Consider the following 16400-nt stretch of genomic DNA (forward strand, 5'->3'; position numbering starts at 1 on the left):
GGATCAAGTTAGCAGTTTAAGGCGAGTTTTTATGAAGAGCGCGGCAGTCACCCCCTTTACGGCTTTTGCATTGGTTTTGACGCTTACATCGTGCGGTCAAAACCAAGCAGACGCTGACCAACAAAGCGAAGCAGCCGCGTCTCAGCTTGTGGAGGGGATCACCATCGCCAATCAGCGAATGATGCTTGCGCCTGTGTCGGGCAATCCGGCGGCCGTGTATTTTGAACTTACCTATGTCGGAGATGCTCCTGTCACGCTGGACGGTGTTTCGGTTGATGGTGCGCAAAGCGCCGCGATCCACCAAATGGGCGAAGACGGAAATGGCGGAATGATGACCGCATCAGGGCCTCTGACACTTAAGTCTGGCGAGACTTTGGAATTGAAGCCGGGCGGTTTCCACGTGATGGCAATGCAAGTTTCGCCCAAGCTTGAAGCCGGGCAAAGCACAAATGTCACGATCACCCTTTCTGACGGCACCGCCCACTCATTTGAAACAGACGTAAAGTCTGCCGGGGATGAACGCTGAAGGAAACTGATCCGACGTTGGCTTATACTCCAGAGCCCCTAGCCACCCCGGATGTGTGTCCGGTGGGTGATGAACGCCCACTCAGTCGGGGTGAAATAGGTCTTGCGCGGACCATATTCGGTGACGCGCTTGATTATGAGAGTATCCGGATCAAGCGCCGCAAATGGTGGCCCTTCCAACCAAAGCGCATCACCATGGCGCCCAATGGCCATTTGTATTTCCACCCGCGCGGCGATGCGTATTGCGATGACTTTTCGGATGCACCGCTAGGCACTCAAGCCTTCTTCATCCACGAACTCACCCATGTATGGCAGACACAGACCTTTGGACGTTGGTATCTGATCCTGCATCGCCACCCATTTTGTCGATACACCTATTCCTTGAAACCCGGTGCAGCCTTGGCCGCGTACGGAATAGAACAGCAGGCTGAAATCGTGGCTCACGCATTCCTGTTAAGGCATGGCGCAAAAATGTCCGGTGTCGCGGATAAGTCCGCTTATGATCTGCTCGTCCGGTTTAAGGGCGCAACTTTGCCCGCATAACACCTTTTGAGCTTATTTTCTTGCGCGATGACCAATCCTAGGATGCCGTGATCCTGGGGAGCAAAGATGGCGTCAGCATCACCACCTTCGCGTTTGGATCGCCCGGTATTCGGCGGGGTGTTTGGTGCGTTCGCTTCTGTTTTGGCACCGAGATCACCCGGCATCAAAACAAGTTTTGAAGGTCAATCAGGCTTCTTGGCCACACCCACCATGGCAGGTCGCAGCAGGCGGTCTTTGATCATCCAGCCTGACTGCATCTCTTGGATAACAGTGCCCGCTTCATGATCTTTGCTGGGGATTTCCATCATCGCCTGATGCTGATTGGGGTCGAGCGGCATGCCAACGGCGGCCACACGCTCAACGCCGTGCTGTTTGAAGACCTTTTCAAGTTCGCGCTGGGTGGCTTCGAGACCGATGACAAGGCCTTTCATCTTGTCGTCTTCCCGCAAAGAATCGGGGATCGCATCGACCGCGCGTGACAAATTGTCCCAAACGCTCAACACATCGCGGGCAAAGCCAGTCGCGGCGTAGTTACGCGCGTCCTGAATGTCCTTTTCCGCGCGGCGGCGCACATTTTGGCCTTCAGCCTTGGCATAAAGGACGTCTTGTTTTGCAGTTTCAAGATCACCACGCAAAGCTTCAAGCGCTTCGACCATGGCATTGTCAGCGTCAGCTTCTTCAGCGCCTTCGCATGACCCATTATCGAGGAATTCTTCGGGCACACCTTTGAGTTCGGCTGCAGCCGCGGCATCTTCCTGCGGCTTATTTTCGTCGTTCATGTCTATGTATTTCCTGCGGTTTACGCGATCAGTTTACCTAATGATCCACCCAGAGATTTACTGAGCGATCGGGCTGTTAAATCAACCATGGGGACCACGCGGGCGTAATTCAAGCGCGTGGGGCCAATCACCCCCAGAACACCGACCACCCTTCCGTCCATATCGCGGTAAGGTGATGCGATCACCGATGATCCCGAGAGTCCAAACAGGCGGTTCTCGCTGCCGATAAAAATGCGCGTGGCCTCTGCTTCGCGCGCGCTTTCCAAAAGGGTGGCCACGGATTGCTTGTCTTCGAGGTCATCCAGCAATGAGCGCACCCTCTCAATATCGTCCATTGCCGCTTCATCGATCAGTTTCGATGCACCGCGTACAATCAGAACAGAGCGTTTATTCGCATCCTCGCTCCATACCGCGAGGCCGCGTTCGACAAGGTCCCGGCTCGCCGCGTCGAGCTGGCTCTCTCCTGCTTCAATTTCCGTCCGCATAGCCAATGCGGCTTCTGCCAATGTGCGTCCGCCAAGCCGTGCATTGATGTAATTACTGGCCGCCTCCAAAGAACCTGAACCGGTGACATCCAATTCCAGCATACGGTTTTCAACACCGCCATCTTCGCCGACCAACACCACAAGCGCGCGGCCTTGGCCAAGGCTGACAAGGCTAAATTGTGACAAACGTTGTTCCCTTGTGGGCACCATCACCATGCCTGCTGCACCCGACAATTCAGACAGCAAAGCGCTTGTCTGCTGCAATGCCTGTTCAACAGGGCCGCTCTCAGCAATGCGCGATTCGATCTGTGCCTGTTCTTCGCGGGTAGGTTCCGCCACGCGCATCATGCCATCTACAAAGATACGAAGGCCAGAATCGGTTGGGACACGCCCTGCGCTTGTATGAGGGGCTGCTAAAAAGCCCTGCCCTTCCAATTCTGCAAGAACCGAACGAATTGACGCCGGAGACAAATTCAGTGTCCCATCAGACGCCAGTGTTTTTGATCCCACCGGTTGTCCATTCTCAAGATACTCCTCGACCACGCGTTGGAATATGTCTCGCGCTCTGGTCGTAAGTTCGGTGATGGAAGGGCCGTTCATGTGGCTAATCTTAGTGTTTGCGCTTGCGGCGACAAGCCTTGGCTGTCAGTGACCCACTCAAATTTGAATTGGAGTTCAATATGCGCCCTTCAGGACGTAGCGCGGATGAAATGCGCGCTATCACTATCGAGACCGGATTTACCAAACACGCAGAAGGCTCGTGCCTTATAAGCTTTGGCGATACGCGGGTTCTTTGCACCGCATCGGTTGAAGAACGCATCCCGCCATGGCTTCGCGGGAAAGGCGAAGGCTGGGTAACCGGGGAATACTCTATGCTCCCACGCGCAACGCACACTCGCGGTAGCCGCGAGGCAGCGCGCGGCAAGCAATCAGGGCGCACTCAAGAAATTCAACGCCTTATCGGGCGTTCTTTGCGCGCTGTCGTTGACCTTAAAAAGTTGGGCGAGCGCCAGATAACCTTGGATTGCGATGTAATTCAGGCCGATGGCGGCACACGAACCGCTTCGATCTCGGGCGCTTGGGTTGCCCTGCGCCTCGCTGTGAATAGCCTCATGGAATCAGGCGACATCAAAGAAGACCCGATCACCGCGCAAGTGGCAGCGATTTCCTGCGGGATCTACAAAGGCACACCCGTGCTCGACCTCGACTATCCCGAGGACAGTGACGCCGATGCGGACGCGAACTTCGTTCTCATCGATGGCGGTCAAATCGCAGAAGTCCAAGCCACCGCTGAAGGTGCGACTTATGACGAGGAAGGTTTGCTGCGCCTCCTGCGCCTTGCGAACATCGGCTGTGACGGCATCTTCAAGGCGCAATTGGAAGCGACGCAATAATTCGATGGAACCGGTGACCTATAAGGTTGCGGAAGGCGAATTTGTTGCTTTCTGGATGCTTTCAACCCGCAATGCGTTTTGGATATGTCTGCCACTGTTTTCTGGCTATCTTCTATTGCTCGTTGGGTTGCAGATATTCCTCGTGTCACCTGAGTGGATATTTTGGCTATCCTGCGTCATGGCTACGCTAGTTGGCTATATGGTGCTCCAACGGTATATTTTATCACCGCGGCTTCTGAAAGCGATCTACGCCGATGACGCAGCGTTCAAGGAGGCAATAACCCTCACATTCGACGACGAGAAAATGGAACGCAGATTCCCATCAGGGCACTATAGTGTTCGCTGGGATAAAGTGGTGAAATGGAATGAAGATGAAACGATCTTAGCGGTCTTTCAAAATCGTCAGTTGGGGAGCGTTCTGCCAAAGGCTAAGCTGGGCGAAAAGCGCGTTGATGCAATCCGCGCGCATCTAATTAGAAACGGTCTCGAGACGAAGGGAAAGCTCAGAAAATGAGGAAACTGGGCGGCGGATCGCTTGTGATTGCGACCCATAACGAAGGGAAGCTCAAGGAAATATCGGCGCTGCTTGAACCTCACGGGCTCAAGTGTATTTCTGCCGGTTCGCTGGGGCTGCCTGAACCGCCTGAAACGGGTACCACTTTTGTCGAAAACGCCCTCATTAAGGCGCGTGCTGCGGCAGAATCTTCAGGATTGACCGCCCTTGCCGACGACAGCGGCCTAGGCGTTGATGCTCTCGGCGGACGGCCCGGCGTTTACACCGCTGATTGGGCCGAGCGGCAATGGTTCGAAGGAGAGCCTGGCCGCGATTGGTACATGGCCATGGGCAAGGTCGAGGGGATGCTTCAACAATTGGGCGCCGATACGGACCGAAGCGCTGCGTTTCATTGCGTCCTTGCTCTCGCATGGCCTGACGGGGAGCACGCAGTTTATGAAGGGCAGTGCCCCGGCGCGCTCACATGGCCGCCGCGCGGGGAAATGGGTTTTGGCTATGATCCGGTGTTCGTCCCCTTGGCTCGCGGCGGGTTAGAGACCTTCGCTGAAATACCGCCCGAAGAAAAACACGCGATTAGTCACCGCGCAGATGCTTTTGCCAAAATGGTTTCTGATCAGTTCGGTATTGAGTGACGGCTAATTTTTCGCTGGCCAGCTTATCGTAAAAAGCAGCTTATCGGCGGGCGATTTTACGTTGGGGCGCAATCATTTGGCCCAATACGTTCCCACCCGGATAATAGCGGCACACCAATACGTCATTTTGTCCGTTGGTCGCCTTCGCACAGCCCACTTCGCGCGTCTCGGCCCATACGATCTGGGTGTAATGTCCCACATCGGCCCAATTGCCCGTACGCGATACATTGGGGAACCGGCCGGATCGGAAGTATCTTTGCTCATCGACGAAGAAGCCGATCATTTGCGAGGGATGAAAATAACCACTCGTGCCCATCCATAAATTCTCGCCCGTGCGCGCGCGGATATCTGGGTTCGAATGCCTAATCGTGTTTTCACGCGCGAGCTGATCGGCCCATTGCTGCGCTTCCATTGTCAGTCTCTCTGACCATTCCAAGGGCGCCGTACCAAATGCATCACGCGCTTCATTATGCGCGTTAAACCAGGCAGATTGTTCTTGCGACAAATCACTGCGCGCATCAGCCTTACCGCCCAAACCAAGGGCGAAAGCCATCACAGCACAAGCAGATAGAATTGTCGCATGGGAACGCATGGCCTAAAGGATGCACGAACAACCCTTAACGAAAGACTGAGACACCCCAATTTTGGCCCGCGCTCTTTACATTCACTGGCCCTTTTGTGCGAAGAAATGCCCCTATTGTGACTTTAACAGCCATGTGCGTGACAGTGTGGACGTGGAAAGCTGGAAGAAGGCCTTGATCGCAGATATGCATGCCGAGGCCCAAGTTGCCGGTGATGACGCGGATCGTGAAACATTGACGTCAATCTTTTTTGGCGGGGGCACGCCTTCATTAATGCCGCCGCATTTGGTTGAAACTTTGCTAAACGAAGCAGAGCAGTTGTGGGGCTTTGATGAAGGGATAGAAATCACCCTTGAGGCCAATCCCTCTTCGGTCGAAGCGGCCAACTTTGCCGGGATCGCACAGGCCGGTGTGAACCGAGTGTCTTTGGGCGTGCAATCATTAGAGGATGAGACATTGAGGTGGCTGGGCCGGCTTCACGGCGCAGATGAGGCCTTGGCCGCTTTGGAGATCGCACAAGCAAAATTCAAGCGGGTCAATTTCGATGTGATTTATGCCCTTCCCGATCAAACCATTGATCAATGGGAGGCGCAGTTATCCCGCGCGCTTGGCCTCGGCACATCGCATCTCTCGCTCTACCAACTCACTATCGAACCAGGCACCCGTTTTGCCACCGATGTACGGCGCGGGTTGTTTGCGCCGCTGGATGATGATGAAGCCGCCGAGTTGTTTGCGATAACCCAAGCGAAGACTGCGGCGCATGGCCTGCCCTCCTATGAGATCAGCAATCATGCGAGGATCGGCGAAGAAAGCCGGCACAATCTCACCTATTGGCGGTATCAGGATTACCTTGGAATCGGTCCGGGCGCACATGGGCGGCGCGGCGGTTTTGCGACAACGCGGCACAAAAAGCCCGAAAACTATCTAAAAGCGGTGAGCGCGCGCGCGCACGGCATCGCCGAACAACGAAGCTTGTCGAAAGGCGAGCAAGCATCCGAGGCGCTTTTGATGGGTCTTCGCCTAGTGGAAGGCATTGATCTTGGCGATCTTGGCGGACGGCTTGGAATCGATGCAGGCGCGCTTATCAATGCAGAGAAACGCGATCACCTTAGCTCGCTTGGTCTCTTGTGGACGGAAAAAACCCGCATTGGGGTGACAGGCAAAGGCTTGCCTCTGCTTGATGCAATCCTTGGGGAACTTGTGGCCGAGGAGTTGGTGCTATCATGAAGGCAGCGGGCCTTATCGCAGACTGGCGCGCGCATTTGACCGATGCAAGGCGGCGCTCGCCGCATACGGTGCGCGCTTATGTGTCCGCTGCCCAAAGGTTAGTCCACGCCCGTGATCTTGCATCGTGGGAAGACGTTGCCCGGATCGAATCGCAAGATCTGCGCGCGCACCTTGCATCCCGCCGGGCAGAAGGCCTTGCCAATACAAGCGCAGCGCGAGAGCTCTCTGCGCTTAAGGCGTTGATTGCTTTTGCGCGGGCAGAAAGTGGTGATCCCGACCCCGCCGCCCCTCGCCTTCGCGGGCCTCGCCTAAAGAAAGGTCTGCCCCGGCCTGTGACGCCCGATGATGCGGTCAACATCGCTGATCTGATCGACAGGACTGCGGCAGAAGATTGGATCGGCGCGCGTGACCGAGCGGTTTTGCTGCTCATGTACGGCTCAGGCCTTCGGATCGCCGAGGCGCTCTCCCTTCAAGGCCGCGATGTGCCACTGGGCGAAACCCTGATGGTGACGGGTAAAGGCGGTAAGCAGCGGGTAGTTCCCATTCTGCCAATCACACAGGAGGCCGTTGCCGAATACAGCTCCCAATGCCCCTATCCCGTGGCCCCGGACGAGCCGCTTTTTAGAGGCGCCAAAGGCGGCCCATTGGCTTCCGGCATGGTGCAAAAAGCAATGGCGAAAGCGCGGCGGGCCTTAGGTCTACCCGACACCGCAACACCGCATGCGCTAAGGCACAGCTTCGCAACGCACTTGCTGAGCGCTGGCGCAGATTTGCGCAGTTTGCAGGAGTTATTGGGTCATGCGTCTTTGGGATCGACGCAGATATATACAAAGGTCGATGCGGCGAGTTTGCTGGAGACTTACCGCGGGGCGCACCCAAGGGCCGCGAAGAAGGGGTGACTTTGCTGCAAGAGCGGCCATTCCGCTAGCGATCCAATTGGGGATATGTAAACTCTTGTATCTACGGCCAGTTCTTGCTCTTTTGTTAACTGGTCTGGCCAATACTCCTAGTTAGTTCGCGTAAGTTAGGGGTATGGGATCATTTCCTGGATTGAAAACAATCTCAAACGAGTTTTGTTTGATGGCGTGTCAGACGCGATGGCTGAAGCTAATCGCCCCATCGTGCGTGGTTATGTTGCGTTAGCGGCAGTCTACTATGCCATAATGACGCCGGTTCATTTCTTTGCGCTATCCGGTGTCAGCCAACTTACGATGGTCCTCGTTGCCTCATGTGCCGCGCTCGTCTCCGCCTTCGCGTGGAAGCAGACACAACAGCCTTTGGGTTCGGGGCGACTTGAGTTTACTGCTGCCGTGGTAAACACGGCAGTCTATGGCAATGTGATGGCGGCAATCCATACAAACTATGACCCGTCCGACTTAATCTATTTCCCAATGATGGCCCTCGCTTTCGCATTTACGAGCGTAACAATGCGATTAGCAATTGCATCAATTTCAGTAGTTCTTTGCACATTGTTCAATGAACTGACAGCTGAGTTCAATGGTGCAGGATACGCCTATTTCTACATCGGGTTTGCCGCAGCGATTTCCGGATTGGCTTTTGTCGTATTCTTGCAGAGGGCAATACAGGCTGCGATCCAGGCCAAAGAGGCGGCAGAATCTAGGCTCGTCAACGCTGAGGACAAGCTCGAAGAAGCCGAACTCCTAAGTGCTGCCATGCACCAGCGTGCGTTGACTGACAGTCTGACAGAGCTACCAAACCGCAGAGCCTTTTTCGAGTTCCTCAATGATTGGGGTGTGGAATCTGACGGATCATCAAAGGTTTGGCTCATCGCACTTGATCTCGATGGATTCAAAATGGTGAACGACGTCTATGGCCATATCGTCGGCGATGAACTGCTAAAGACCGTTTCAAAGCGTATGCAAGAGTACTGCGGTCCAGAAGCCAGCGTAAGCAGAATTGGCGGCGATGAATTCAACATCATTCTCCAAGGTGTCGAGGATGAAGACGCATGCCTTGTGTGGTGCGAAGCATTGCTAGAGGAAGTATCAAAGCCTTACGACGTACAAAGCAGGTTGGTCCAACTCTCTGCGTCTATAGGCTGCACAGAATTGCTGAGATCACAAAAGACCTCTTTCATTATCCGCAATGCTGACTTTGCATTGCTGCACGCAAAGAAGACCGGAAAAAACCGAGTTGTAGTCTTTACAGATGAGCACCAGGAGAACGCAAAGGAGCGGTTCAAAATAGAGGATGCGCTGCGCTCTGCAGACTTCTCGCGCGAGATCAAAATTCTGTTCCAGCCACAAGTCGATTTGGCTAGGAATCAGGTTGTTCGTGCAGAAGCCTTGGCGCGCTGGGATGGCCCGGCACTTGGAATGGTCGAACCGGATCGGTTCATCAAGATCGCAGAGGAAAGCGGCCTTATTTCAAAGATAACGCTAGCTGTACTCGACGCGGCAATCACCACCCTCAAAGGCTGGGAGCATCCAGTTCCTCTCGCAATCAATCTCTCAGGGCATGATTTACTGTCCAATCAAGTTATGGATGAAATCATCCAGACCCTTGAGGTAAGCGAACTTGATCCATCATTGATTGAATTTGAAGTGACCGAAACGGCTATGATGGCGGACACTGAGAAGGCTTGCGACAATCTCAATCGGTTGTCGAAATTGGGCTTTAGTGTGGCCTTGGATGACTTCGGAACAGGCTATTCCAACTTCAATTACTTGCGTGAGCTTCCAATCGACAAACTCAAGATTGATCGGTCATTCGTCGAGGACATCGGAAACCCGATGACGGAGAAAATCTTGCACTCACTGACTGTGACCGCCAATGCGCTCGGAGTGAACTGTTTGCTTGAAGGTGTCGAAGACGAGATTCAACTTGTTATGGCCAAGCGAGTTGGCGCGCATGCCGTCCAAGGTTACATTTTTGGCAAGCCAATGCAAAGTGAGAAGCTTATCGATATGATGGGGAATCATGGCGAAGCGCTAGACGCGTCCGACGTCACTCGAGTGCAATCGTCGTTTTAGGTCAGCTTCCACTCCCGAAACAGACAGTCCCAAGCTTGCTGCGGGAACCCAAAAACGAGCCTAGCCGCCCAACCGCGCCTCAATTGCATCCCAGATCATCCCTGCCAAATCGGTCCCATCAAAATCAGAAATCGCGACAATACCCGTGGGAGATGTCACATTGATTTCGGTCAGCCATTTGCCGCCGATCACATCAATGCCCACGAATGTAAGCCCCAACCGCTTCAACTCCGGCCCCATTGCTGCGCAAATTTCTTCCTCGCGCTGCGTCAGGCCGGCCTTCTCAGCGCTTCCGCCCATTGCAAGGTTTGAGCGGAACTCGCCCTCCCCCGGAATGCGGTTGATGGCACCAGCAACCTCGCCGTCGATCAGGACGATACGCTTATCGCCTTCTGCCACTTCGGGAAGGAAAGGCTGCACCATATGCGGTTCTGGCCATGTCTGGTTGAAGACCTCGAACAGTGCGGTGAGATTGTCGCCATCGGCTGGTACGCGGAAGATCGCTTTGCCGCCGTTGCCGTGGATGGGTTTGACCACAACCGCACCGTGCTCAGCCATAAAACGGCGTACTTCATCAACCGAGCGTGTGACCAAGGTTGGTGGCATAAAGCGGCGGTAATCGAGCACCATCACTTTTTCCGGCGCGTTGCGAACATTGGCCGGATCATTGACCACCAGCGTCTCGTCCTTGATCCGTTCAAGCAGGTGCGTCGCGGTGATATAGCCCATGTGAAACGGCGGGTCCTGACGCATCAGGATCACATCGATATCGCGGCCAAGGTCAAGCCTTTGCCCTGCGCCCTTTTCAAAGTGATCGCCTTGGACACGCTTTACCTTCACCGGGAAACATTCCGCGATCAGGCGATCATCCGCATCCAGTGTCAGGCTTTCGACATGGTATTCAGAGACTTCATAGCCGCGCTCTTGCGCAGAAAGCATCAGCGCAAACGAGCTGTCGCCTTTGATGTTGATGTCTTCGATAGGGTCCATCTGGACCGCGATCTTCAATGTCATGTCAAATTTCCTACGGCATCCAAGCGTTTTCAATGTGGGTCGGGCGTGATCCGGGTGCAAGCAGGATCACATCGATCCTTATGTCCTCGCCGTCCCCTGCGTATTCGTGAGCGACAACCTCTACAGCGGCGGCCACTCGGGCCAAACGATGTTCGTCTATGGCCGTGTCAAGATCAGCTTTGCGCGCGCGCCATTTCACCTCTGCAAAAACCACAAGGCTTGGTTTACGCGCAATGAGGTCAATCTCACCCAGTTTGGTTTTTCGCCGTTCGCCAATAACCTCAAAGCCTTGCTGCATCAGGAATTGCGCCGCCTGCGCCTCTGCCTCGCGCCCTTTTCGGTCCGCTATGGCGCGTTTTTTGCTCATTGCTGTTTCAGCTCAACCGCTCGGGCGTAGAGCGTTTGCCGGTCGAGCCCGGTCACCTTTGCCACTTTTCCCGCCGCCTTGCTTACGCTCATTTCGGTCAGCGCCTCCTTCAAGAGCGCATCGGGATCAACCGTTTCATTGTCATGTGTCGGCGGCCCGATCATCAACACAATCTCGCCCTTGGGCGGATGTGCGCGGTAATGCTCGATCAACTCGTCTGCGGTTCCAGCGCGGCATTCTTCGTGCAGCTTAGTGATTTCGCGTGCGATCGATACTTCGCGCGTTGGCCATAGGGCCGCAATCGCCTCCAATGATCGCACCAGACGCGGGCCCGTCTCGTAGAAGATGAGGGTGGTTTCAACCGATCCCAGTTCTTCAAGAACGCCCGCTCTCGCCTTCTCCTTGACCGGAAGGAAGCCTGCGAAAAGGAACCGATCATTGGGCAAACCCGACAAGGTCAGCCCCGCAACCGCTGCGCATGCGCCCGGAATGGTGGTGACGGCAATCCCCGCCTCTCTCGCCTCGCGCACCAATCGGTAGCCAGGGTCCGATACCAATGGCGTGCCTGCATCGCTGACCAAAGCCACCGGCTCGCTGCGAGCGAGGTCAATCAACCGATCTCTTACAGCAGGTGACGCGTGGTCATCATACCTTTGCATCCGCGTGGACACATCGCACGCTTTGAGCAATTTGCCGGTAACTCTGGTGTCTTCGCAAGCGATTAGGGTCACTGAACGCAGTACGTCGACAGCACGCATCGTTACATCGCCAAGATTGCCAATTGGCGTCGCAACGATGTAGAACCCTGCTTCAAGAGTTTTGGATCCGGTTGATGGACCGGGTGATTCTGAGGATGGCGCAGTCACAAGAGCGATCCTACTATAGAGCTTTGAGGGGTCTTCAAGAATGAAGGTTAAGGAAAAGTCGTTTTTCGGCATGGAATGGGTGCGCCCACTGTCGCGCAATATATCGCGCATGTTGGCCGAGAGTTTTAATCGGCGCACGGTCGCGATTGCCAGTTCAGCTGCGCTTCTTGCCGGTTGTCAGGTGGTACCGCGCACAGAAACGGTGTCGAGCACACCAGATCCATCACCCTCTGCCGGGCCTAGTGCGACAGCCTTGCCGAGTGATACGACCCGGCACCGTGTTGCCTTGCTTGTGCCACTGGGCGGCACCACCGCAGATGTGGGCCAAGCCATTGCAAATGCGACCACAATGGCGCTTCTCGACACTAACGCCGAAAATATCCGCATCACAACCTATGATACCTCTGCCGGCGCAGGCGCCGCCGCAGGTAGGGCAATTGCGGATGGTAACCGGCTAATCCTGGGGCCACTGCTTGCTGACAATGTGCCCGCAGTGCAAACCGCAGCGGCGCGCGCACGGGTGCCAGCGATTGCTTTTTCAAACGATGCAAATGTTGCAGGCGATGAAGTCTTCGTAATGGGACATGTGCCCGAACAATCGGTTGCGCGTTCTGTGCAATATGCACGCGCGAATGGTTCCGCGAGCTTTGCGGCACTCCTGCCCGAAGGCGACTATGGCCAGAAAGCTTACAGCGCTCTGCAAAACTCACTGCGCGATTATGGCGGCAGTCTCATCGGATTTGAACGCTACGCGCGCGGCAACACTTCTATTGTTGGCGCAGCTCAGCGTCTGCGCCAACGCGGCGGTTATGACACCGTTCTGATCGCAGATGGAGCGCGCCTTGCCATGCAGGCAGCAGGCGAACTGCGCAGTCAAGGCGCAGGCGGCACACGCCTGTTGGGTACTGAGCTGTGGAGCGGCGAAAGCGCACTCACACGGTCTGCGGCGGTTGATGGCGCATTGTTTTCTGCCGTATCGGACGGACGATTTCGCCGGTTCTCAGAAAGTTATGAGGCCCGATTTGGTGCAAAGCCGTTCCGAATTGCCACTTTGGGGTATGACTCAGTGCTGTTGACGCTGCGCATTGCGCGCGATTGGCGCGTTGGCGATAGCTTCCCGGTTGCCCGGCTCTATGACAGCGGCGGCTTCCTAGGCGTGGACGGAGCATTCCGCTTCATGCGAAACGGGGTCGCAGAACGTGCTCTTGAAGTCCGGCAAGTCAACGGAAATCGGGTTGTTTCCGTCGAAGCCGCTCCAAGCAGCTTTAGCGAATAAGAATTGCAGCAATATCGGCGCAAAACGGGTCCCGTACCGCTTGTGAGTAGGCGGGGCCCGTGCCTATATCAAACTCATGTCCGATGACCTGTTTGAAAATGCGCCTGCTTCAAGCGGCGAATACGATTCCTCATCCATCGAAGTCCTTGAGGGTCTGGAGCCTGTACGGCGCAGGCCCGGCATGTACATCGGCGGCACGGACGACCGCGCCCTGCACCATTTGGCGGCCGAAGTCCTCGACAACTCGATGGATGAAGCAGTGGCAGGCCATGCCAACCGAATCGAAATGCGCTTGGAAGAAGGCAATCGCCTTTCGATCTCAGACAACGGGCGCGGCATTCCGGTGGATGAACATCCTAAATTTCCAGGTAAATCAACGCTAGAGGTGATCCTTTCCACGCTTCACTCAGGCGGTAAATTCTCGGGCAAAGCCTATGCCACAAGCGGTGGTCTCCACGGTGTCGGGGTGAGCGTCGTTAACGCGCTTTCTTCCGCCACCCGCGTTGAAGTGGCGCGGGACAAACAGCTTTACGCGCAGGAATTTTCCAAGGGGCAAACCCTTGGCCCGATCGAAGTTGTCGGCGCAGCTCCCAACAGGCGCGGCTCGCAAGTGACCTTTGTTCCTGACAAAGAGATTTTCGGGGATCGCAATTTCAAACCTCACCGCTTGTTCAAATTGGCGCGTTCAAAAGCGTATTTGTTTGCAGGCGTCGAAATCCGTTGGAAATGCGCGGAAAGTCTGGCGTCTGAGGATGTACCTACAGAGGCCGTCTTCAAATTTCCCGGCGGTCTTGCCGACCACTTGGCAGAGCAAGTCGGCGCAAGAGAATGCGTCACTGCTCAACCTTTCACCGGAAGCCAAGAATTTCCGGAGGCAACAGACGGAATTGGGCAAGGCCGCGTCGAATGGGCGATTGCATGGCCGCTGTATTCCGATGGTTCGACCAGCTGGTATTGTAACACCGTCCCCACACCCGATGGCGGAACGCATGAACAGGGACTTCGCGGCGCTCTTACAAAGGGGCTGCGCGCTTTTGGTGAGCTTACCGGCGTGAAGAAGTCCAAGGACATCACCGCCGATGACGTGATGACGGGCTCTGAAGTCATGCTCAGCGTCTTTATCCGCGATCCGCAGTTTCAGTCCCAAACCAAGGACCGCCTCACTTCGCCCGAAGCTTTTCGGCTTGTTGAGAACGCGGTGCGCGATCAGTTTGACCTGTTCCTCACTGACAATATGGACCGCGGCAAAGCGCTTCTTGGCGAAGTGATGGAGCGCATGGATGAGCGCCTTAAGCGTAAGCAAGAGCGCGAAATCAAACGCAAGACCGCGACCAATGCAAAGAAGCTGCGCCTTCCCGGCAAGCTCACCGATTGTTCTGGCGAAGGGGAGCGGGAAACCGAGCTTTTCATCGTAGAAGGCGATTCCGCTGGCGGGTCGGCCAAGCAAGCGCGCGACCGTAAAACGCAAGCGATCCTGCCGATCCGGGGCAAAATCCTGAACGTCGCCAGCGCCACAGCTGACAAGATCCGCGCTAACTCAGAGATTGCCGATCTCAGCCTCGCCATGGGTTGCGGAACGCGCAAGGACTGTGATCCTGAAAGCCTTCGCTATGACCGCATTATCATCATGACCGATGCGGATGTGGACGGGGCCCATATCGCGACGCTTTTGATGACCTTCTTCTTCCAAGAGATGCCAGAGATCGTGCGCAAAGGGCATCTGTTCCTAGCGCAGCCGCCCCTTTACCGCCTCACCGCTGGAAAAGAGAGTCGCTATGCCCGCGATGATGCGCACCGCGCAGAGCTTGAGGCGACAGTGTTCAAAGGCAAGAAGATTGAGGTTGGGCGCTTCAAAGGGCTTGGCGAGATGAACCCGCAGCAATTACGCGAAACCACCATGAACCCCGATTCCCGCAGTCTGGTTCGGATCACCCTTCCCCAAGAATTTGAGCAACGCGCCGTCGTCAAGGAACTCGTCGATCAACTGATGGGCCGCAATCCAGAGCACCGCTTCAATTTCATCCAGAACCGAGCGGGCGAAATGGACCGCGATATGATCGATGCCTGATAACGACGAAAAGCCCGACTTCCCCAACCCGCGCGAAGAGGACATCTACGCGGGCGATCGGCGCATCTCGCGGCCCGACAGTGCCATTCCCGATTGGCATATCCCGGACGCAAAATATCGGCCCATCCCCATCGCCTGGTTCGCGGCCGCATTCCTTGTGCAAATGGTTGTGTTGTTTGCGATCTTCTTTCTGTTGTTGGGACAGACAGGGTGGCTCACCATCGCCTTATCCAGCCTTGCGACAGGGGCAATTGGCATGTGGACTTGGGATCGCGGAATGCGCGAAGCTAGCAATGGCTGGCGCATCACGACTATTGTCGTCTTGATCACTCAGCTTGCGTTTGTTTGCCTCGGCGCAAGCGCCCGGCTTTGACACAGCTGATTGGATAATTGGGAGGATTGGCGTGAAGCAAGTCATTCAAATTTCTGCTGCCGCTTTCCTGTTTCTTGCCTTCACCCATCCGGCTGATGCTCAAAGCCCGCCAGTTGCTCAGACGGAAACTGACGAAGCTTCCCCATTGCAAGAACGGGCGGATCAAGTCGTCGCCTTCATCAATGGACAGACTGGACACGAAGAACTCTTCACCGACGCCTTTCTCAGAGCCGTTCCGCCCCAGCAGCTCAGAACCATCACAAACCAACTCACTTCCGAGTTTGGAGCCGCCGTTTCAGTCGAAAGCCTTGACCCTTCAAGCGCCAACCACGCTGCCCTTTCCATCCGGATGGAACGCGCGATTGCAAAAGGAGGCATCGCGATTGATCCCGCATCTGAAAACCGGGTGAGCGAGCTTTTACTTCAGAGCTTTGTGCCTTTGGACGATAGCATCGAGAAGATAGAAACCGACCTTCGCGGCCTCAATGGGACGGTCACTTGGTGGTATGGCCCCGTTGATGGCACCACGCCTCCGGCCGCATCCTCAGGCTCATCCTCACAGATGCCCATTGGCTCAACCTTCAAGCTCTATGTTCTGGCCACCCTTGCCCGCGAAGTGGCAGAAAGAAAACGGGCATGGAGCGACAGTGTCACTTTGCGCGAGCTCCGCAGCTTCCCAAGCGGTATGATGCAGGATTGGCCCAAAGCTGCACCGGTTACGCTTCACACTTTGGCAAGCCTGATGATTTCAATCAGCGACAAC

General features: G+C 55.5%; 18 protein-coding genes. 12 read left to right on the forward strand and 6 right to left on the reverse strand.

Annotation, left to right across the window (positions count from 1 at the left end):
* Positions 1–31 precede the first annotated feature (31 nt).
* On the forward strand, positions 32–526 hold the full coding sequence (locus tag ABJ205_RS01405) for a copper chaperone PCu(A)C (RefSeq protein ID WP_348159625.1): 495 nt from the start codon (positions 32–34) through the stop codon (positions 524–526).
* Between the two features lie 17 nt (positions 527–543).
* The gene (locus ABJ205_RS01410) at positions 544–1068 is read left to right on the forward strand and encodes a vgr related protein (protein ID WP_348159627.1); all 525 of its coding nucleotides are present in this window, start codon (positions 544–546) and stop codon (positions 1066–1068) included.
* A 182-nt stretch (positions 1069–1250) separates the two neighbouring features.
* Here ABJ205_RS01410 and grpE read toward each other — a convergent pair whose 3' ends face one another.
* Positions 1251–1847 carry a nucleotide exchange factor GrpE gene (gene grpE, locus ABJ205_RS01415; protein ID WP_348159629.1) on the reverse strand — a complete coding sequence of 199 codons (597 nt, stop codon included), beginning with the start codon at positions 1845–1847 and terminating at the stop codon, positions 1251–1253.
* 20 nt (positions 1848–1867) lie between these two features.
* Positions 1868–2932, reverse strand: a complete 1065-nt coding sequence (gene hrcA / locus ABJ205_RS01420; RefSeq protein WP_348159630.1) for a heat-inducible transcriptional repressor HrcA — start codon at positions 2930–2932, stop codon at positions 1868–1870.
* Between the two features lie 80 nt (positions 2933–3012).
* On the opposite strand from hrcA, the gene rph reads away from it, so the two are divergent.
* From rph to rdgB, 3 genes are read left to right on the forward strand one after another with little or no spacing between them, the layout of a single operon-like run.
* Positions 3013–3726, forward strand: coding sequence for a ribonuclease PH (gene rph / locus ABJ205_RS01425; RefSeq protein ID WP_348159632.1), 714 nt, complete (start codon positions 3013–3015; stop codon positions 3724–3726).
* 4 nt (positions 3727–3730) lie between these two features.
* On the forward strand, positions 3731–4240 hold the full coding sequence (locus tag ABJ205_RS01430) for a YcxB family protein (RefSeq protein WP_348159634.1): 510 nt from the start codon (positions 3731–3733) through the stop codon (positions 4238–4240).
* Positions 4237–4872, forward strand: a complete 636-nt coding sequence (rdgB, locus tag ABJ205_RS01435) for an RdgB/HAM1 family non-canonical purine NTP pyrophosphatase (RefSeq protein WP_348159635.1) — start codon at positions 4237–4239, stop codon at positions 4870–4872. The genes ABJ205_RS01430 and rdgB overlap by 4 nt, the downstream gene beginning before the upstream one ends.
* 40 nt (positions 4873–4912) lie before the next feature.
* On the opposite strand, the gene ABJ205_RS01440 is transcribed toward rdgB, so the two are convergent.
* Positions 4913–5425, reverse strand: a complete 513-nt coding sequence (locus ABJ205_RS01440; protein ID WP_348159637.1) for a CAP domain-containing protein — start codon at positions 5423–5425, stop codon at positions 4913–4915.
* A gap of 91 nt (positions 5426–5516) precedes the next feature.
* On the opposite strand from ABJ205_RS01440, the gene hemW reads away from it, so the two are divergent.
* From hemW to ABJ205_RS01455, 3 genes are all read left to right on the forward strand, one after another.
* Complete coding sequence (hemW, locus tag ABJ205_RS01445) at positions 5517–6680, forward strand: radical SAM family heme chaperone HemW (RefSeq protein WP_348159638.1); 1164 nt, start codon at positions 5517–5519, stop codon at positions 6678–6680.
* Entirely contained in the window at positions 6677–7579 is a 903-nt protein-coding gene (locus tag ABJ205_RS01450) for a tyrosine recombinase XerC (protein WP_348159640.1), read from the forward strand. Before hemW ends, ABJ205_RS01450 begins: the two co-directional genes overlap by 4 nt.
* Positions 7580–7777: 198 nt before the next feature.
* Complete coding sequence (locus ABJ205_RS01455) at positions 7778–9673, forward strand: EAL domain-containing protein (RefSeq protein WP_348159642.1); 1896 nt, start codon at positions 7778–7780, stop codon at positions 9671–9673.
* A gap of 60 nt (positions 9674–9733) precedes the next feature.
* On the opposite strand, the gene gshB is transcribed toward ABJ205_RS01455, so the two are convergent.
* From gshB to rsmI, 3 genes are read right to left on the reverse strand one after another with little or no spacing between them, the layout of a single operon-like run.
* Positions 9734–10687 carry a glutathione synthase gene (gshB, locus tag ABJ205_RS01460; protein ID WP_348159644.1) on the reverse strand — a complete coding sequence of 318 codons (954 nt, stop codon included), beginning with the start codon at positions 10685–10687 and terminating at the stop codon, positions 9734–9736.
* A 10-nt stretch (positions 10688–10697) separates the two neighbouring features.
* The gene (locus ABJ205_RS01465; protein WP_348159646.1) at positions 10698–11054 is read right to left on the reverse strand and encodes a YraN family protein; all 357 of its coding nucleotides are present in this window, start codon (positions 11052–11054) and stop codon (positions 10698–10700) included.
* Complete coding sequence (gene rsmI, locus ABJ205_RS01470; protein WP_348159648.1) at positions 11051–11920, reverse strand: 16S rRNA (cytidine(1402)-2'-O)-methyltransferase; 870 nt, start codon at positions 11918–11920, stop codon at positions 11051–11053. Before rsmI ends, ABJ205_RS01465 begins: the two co-directional genes overlap by 4 nt.
* Before the next feature lie 40 nt (positions 11921–11960).
* Here rsmI and ABJ205_RS01475 point away from each other — a divergent pair, with 40 nt between their 5' ends.
* The 4 genes from ABJ205_RS01475 to ABJ205_RS01490 all read left to right on the forward strand — a co-directional run.
* Complete coding sequence (locus ABJ205_RS01475; protein WP_348159650.1) at positions 11961–13196, forward strand: penicillin-binding protein activator; 1236 nt, start codon at positions 11961–11963, stop codon at positions 13194–13196.
* Between the two features lie 76 nt (positions 13197–13272).
* Positions 13273–15264, forward strand: a complete 1992-nt coding sequence (parE, locus tag ABJ205_RS01480; protein WP_348159652.1) for a DNA topoisomerase IV subunit B — start codon at positions 13273–13275, stop codon at positions 15262–15264.
* Positions 15257–15637: a hypothetical protein gene (locus ABJ205_RS01485; RefSeq protein ID WP_348159653.1), complete on the forward strand. Its 381-nt coding sequence runs from the start codon at positions 15257–15259 to the stop codon at positions 15635–15637. The genes parE and ABJ205_RS01485 overlap by 8 nt, the downstream gene beginning before the upstream one ends.
* A gap of 31 nt (positions 15638–15668) precedes the next feature.
* On the forward strand, positions 15669–16400 hold a 732-nt coding region (locus ABJ205_RS01490; RefSeq protein ID WP_348509975.1), incomplete at its 3' end, for a serine hydrolase.

This window comes from Erythrobacter sp. (assembly GCF_039988855.1).
Classification (GTDB): Bacteria; Pseudomonadota; Alphaproteobacteria; order Sphingomonadales; family Sphingomonadaceae; genus Erythrobacter.

What these genes read in the sequence shown, in the direction of transcription:
- ABJ205_RS01405 (WP_348159625.1), top strand. Translation starts at nt 32, where the DNA reads ATGAAGAGCGCGGCAGTCACCCCCTTTACGGCTTTTGCATTGGTTTTG.
- grpE (WP_348159629.1), bottom strand. Translation starts at nt 1,847, where the DNA reads ATGAACGACGAAAATAAGCCGCAGGAAGATGCCGCGGCTGCAGCCGAA.
- hrcA (WP_348159630.1), bottom strand. Translation starts at nt 2,932, where the DNA reads ATGAACGGCCCTTCCATCACCGAACTTACGACCAGAGCGCGAGACATA.
- rph (WP_348159632.1), top strand. Translation starts at nt 3,013, where the DNA reads ATGCGCCCTTCAGGACGTAGCGCGGATGAAATGCGCGCTATCACTATC.
- ABJ205_RS01430 (WP_348159634.1), top strand. Translation starts at nt 3,731, where the DNA reads ATGGAACCGGTGACCTATAAGGTTGCGGAAGGCGAATTTGTTGCTTTC.
- rdgB (WP_348159635.1), top strand. Translation starts at nt 4,237, where the DNA reads ATGAGGAAACTGGGCGGCGGATCGCTTGTGATTGCGACCCATAACGAA.
- ABJ205_RS01440 (WP_348159637.1), bottom strand. Translation starts at nt 5,425, where the DNA reads ATGGCTTTCGCCCTTGGTTTGGGCGGTAAGGCTGATGCGCGCAGTGAT.
- ABJ205_RS01450 (WP_348159640.1), top strand. Translation starts at nt 6,677, where the DNA reads ATGAAGGCAGCGGGCCTTATCGCAGACTGGCGCGCGCATTTGACCGAT.
- ABJ205_RS01455 (WP_348159642.1), top strand. Translation starts at nt 7,778, where the DNA reads ATGGCTGAAGCTAATCGCCCCATCGTGCGTGGTTATGTTGCGTTAGCG.
- gshB (WP_348159644.1), bottom strand. Translation starts at nt 10,687, where the DNA reads ATGACATTGAAGATCGCGGTCCAGATGGACCCTATCGAAGACATCAAC.
- ABJ205_RS01465 (WP_348159646.1), bottom strand. Translation starts at nt 11,054, where the DNA reads ATGAGCAAAAAACGCGCCATAGCGGACCGAAAAGGGCGCGAGGCAGAG.
- ABJ205_RS01475 (WP_348159650.1), top strand. Translation starts at nt 11,961, where the DNA reads ATGAAGGTTAAGGAAAAGTCGTTTTTCGGCATGGAATGGGTGCGCCCA.
- parE (WP_348159652.1), top strand. Translation starts at nt 13,273, where the DNA reads ATGTCCGATGACCTGTTTGAAAATGCGCCTGCTTCAAGCGGCGAATAC.
- ABJ205_RS01485 (WP_348159653.1), top strand. Translation starts at nt 15,257, where the DNA reads ATGCCTGATAACGACGAAAAGCCCGACTTCCCCAACCCGCGCGAAGAG.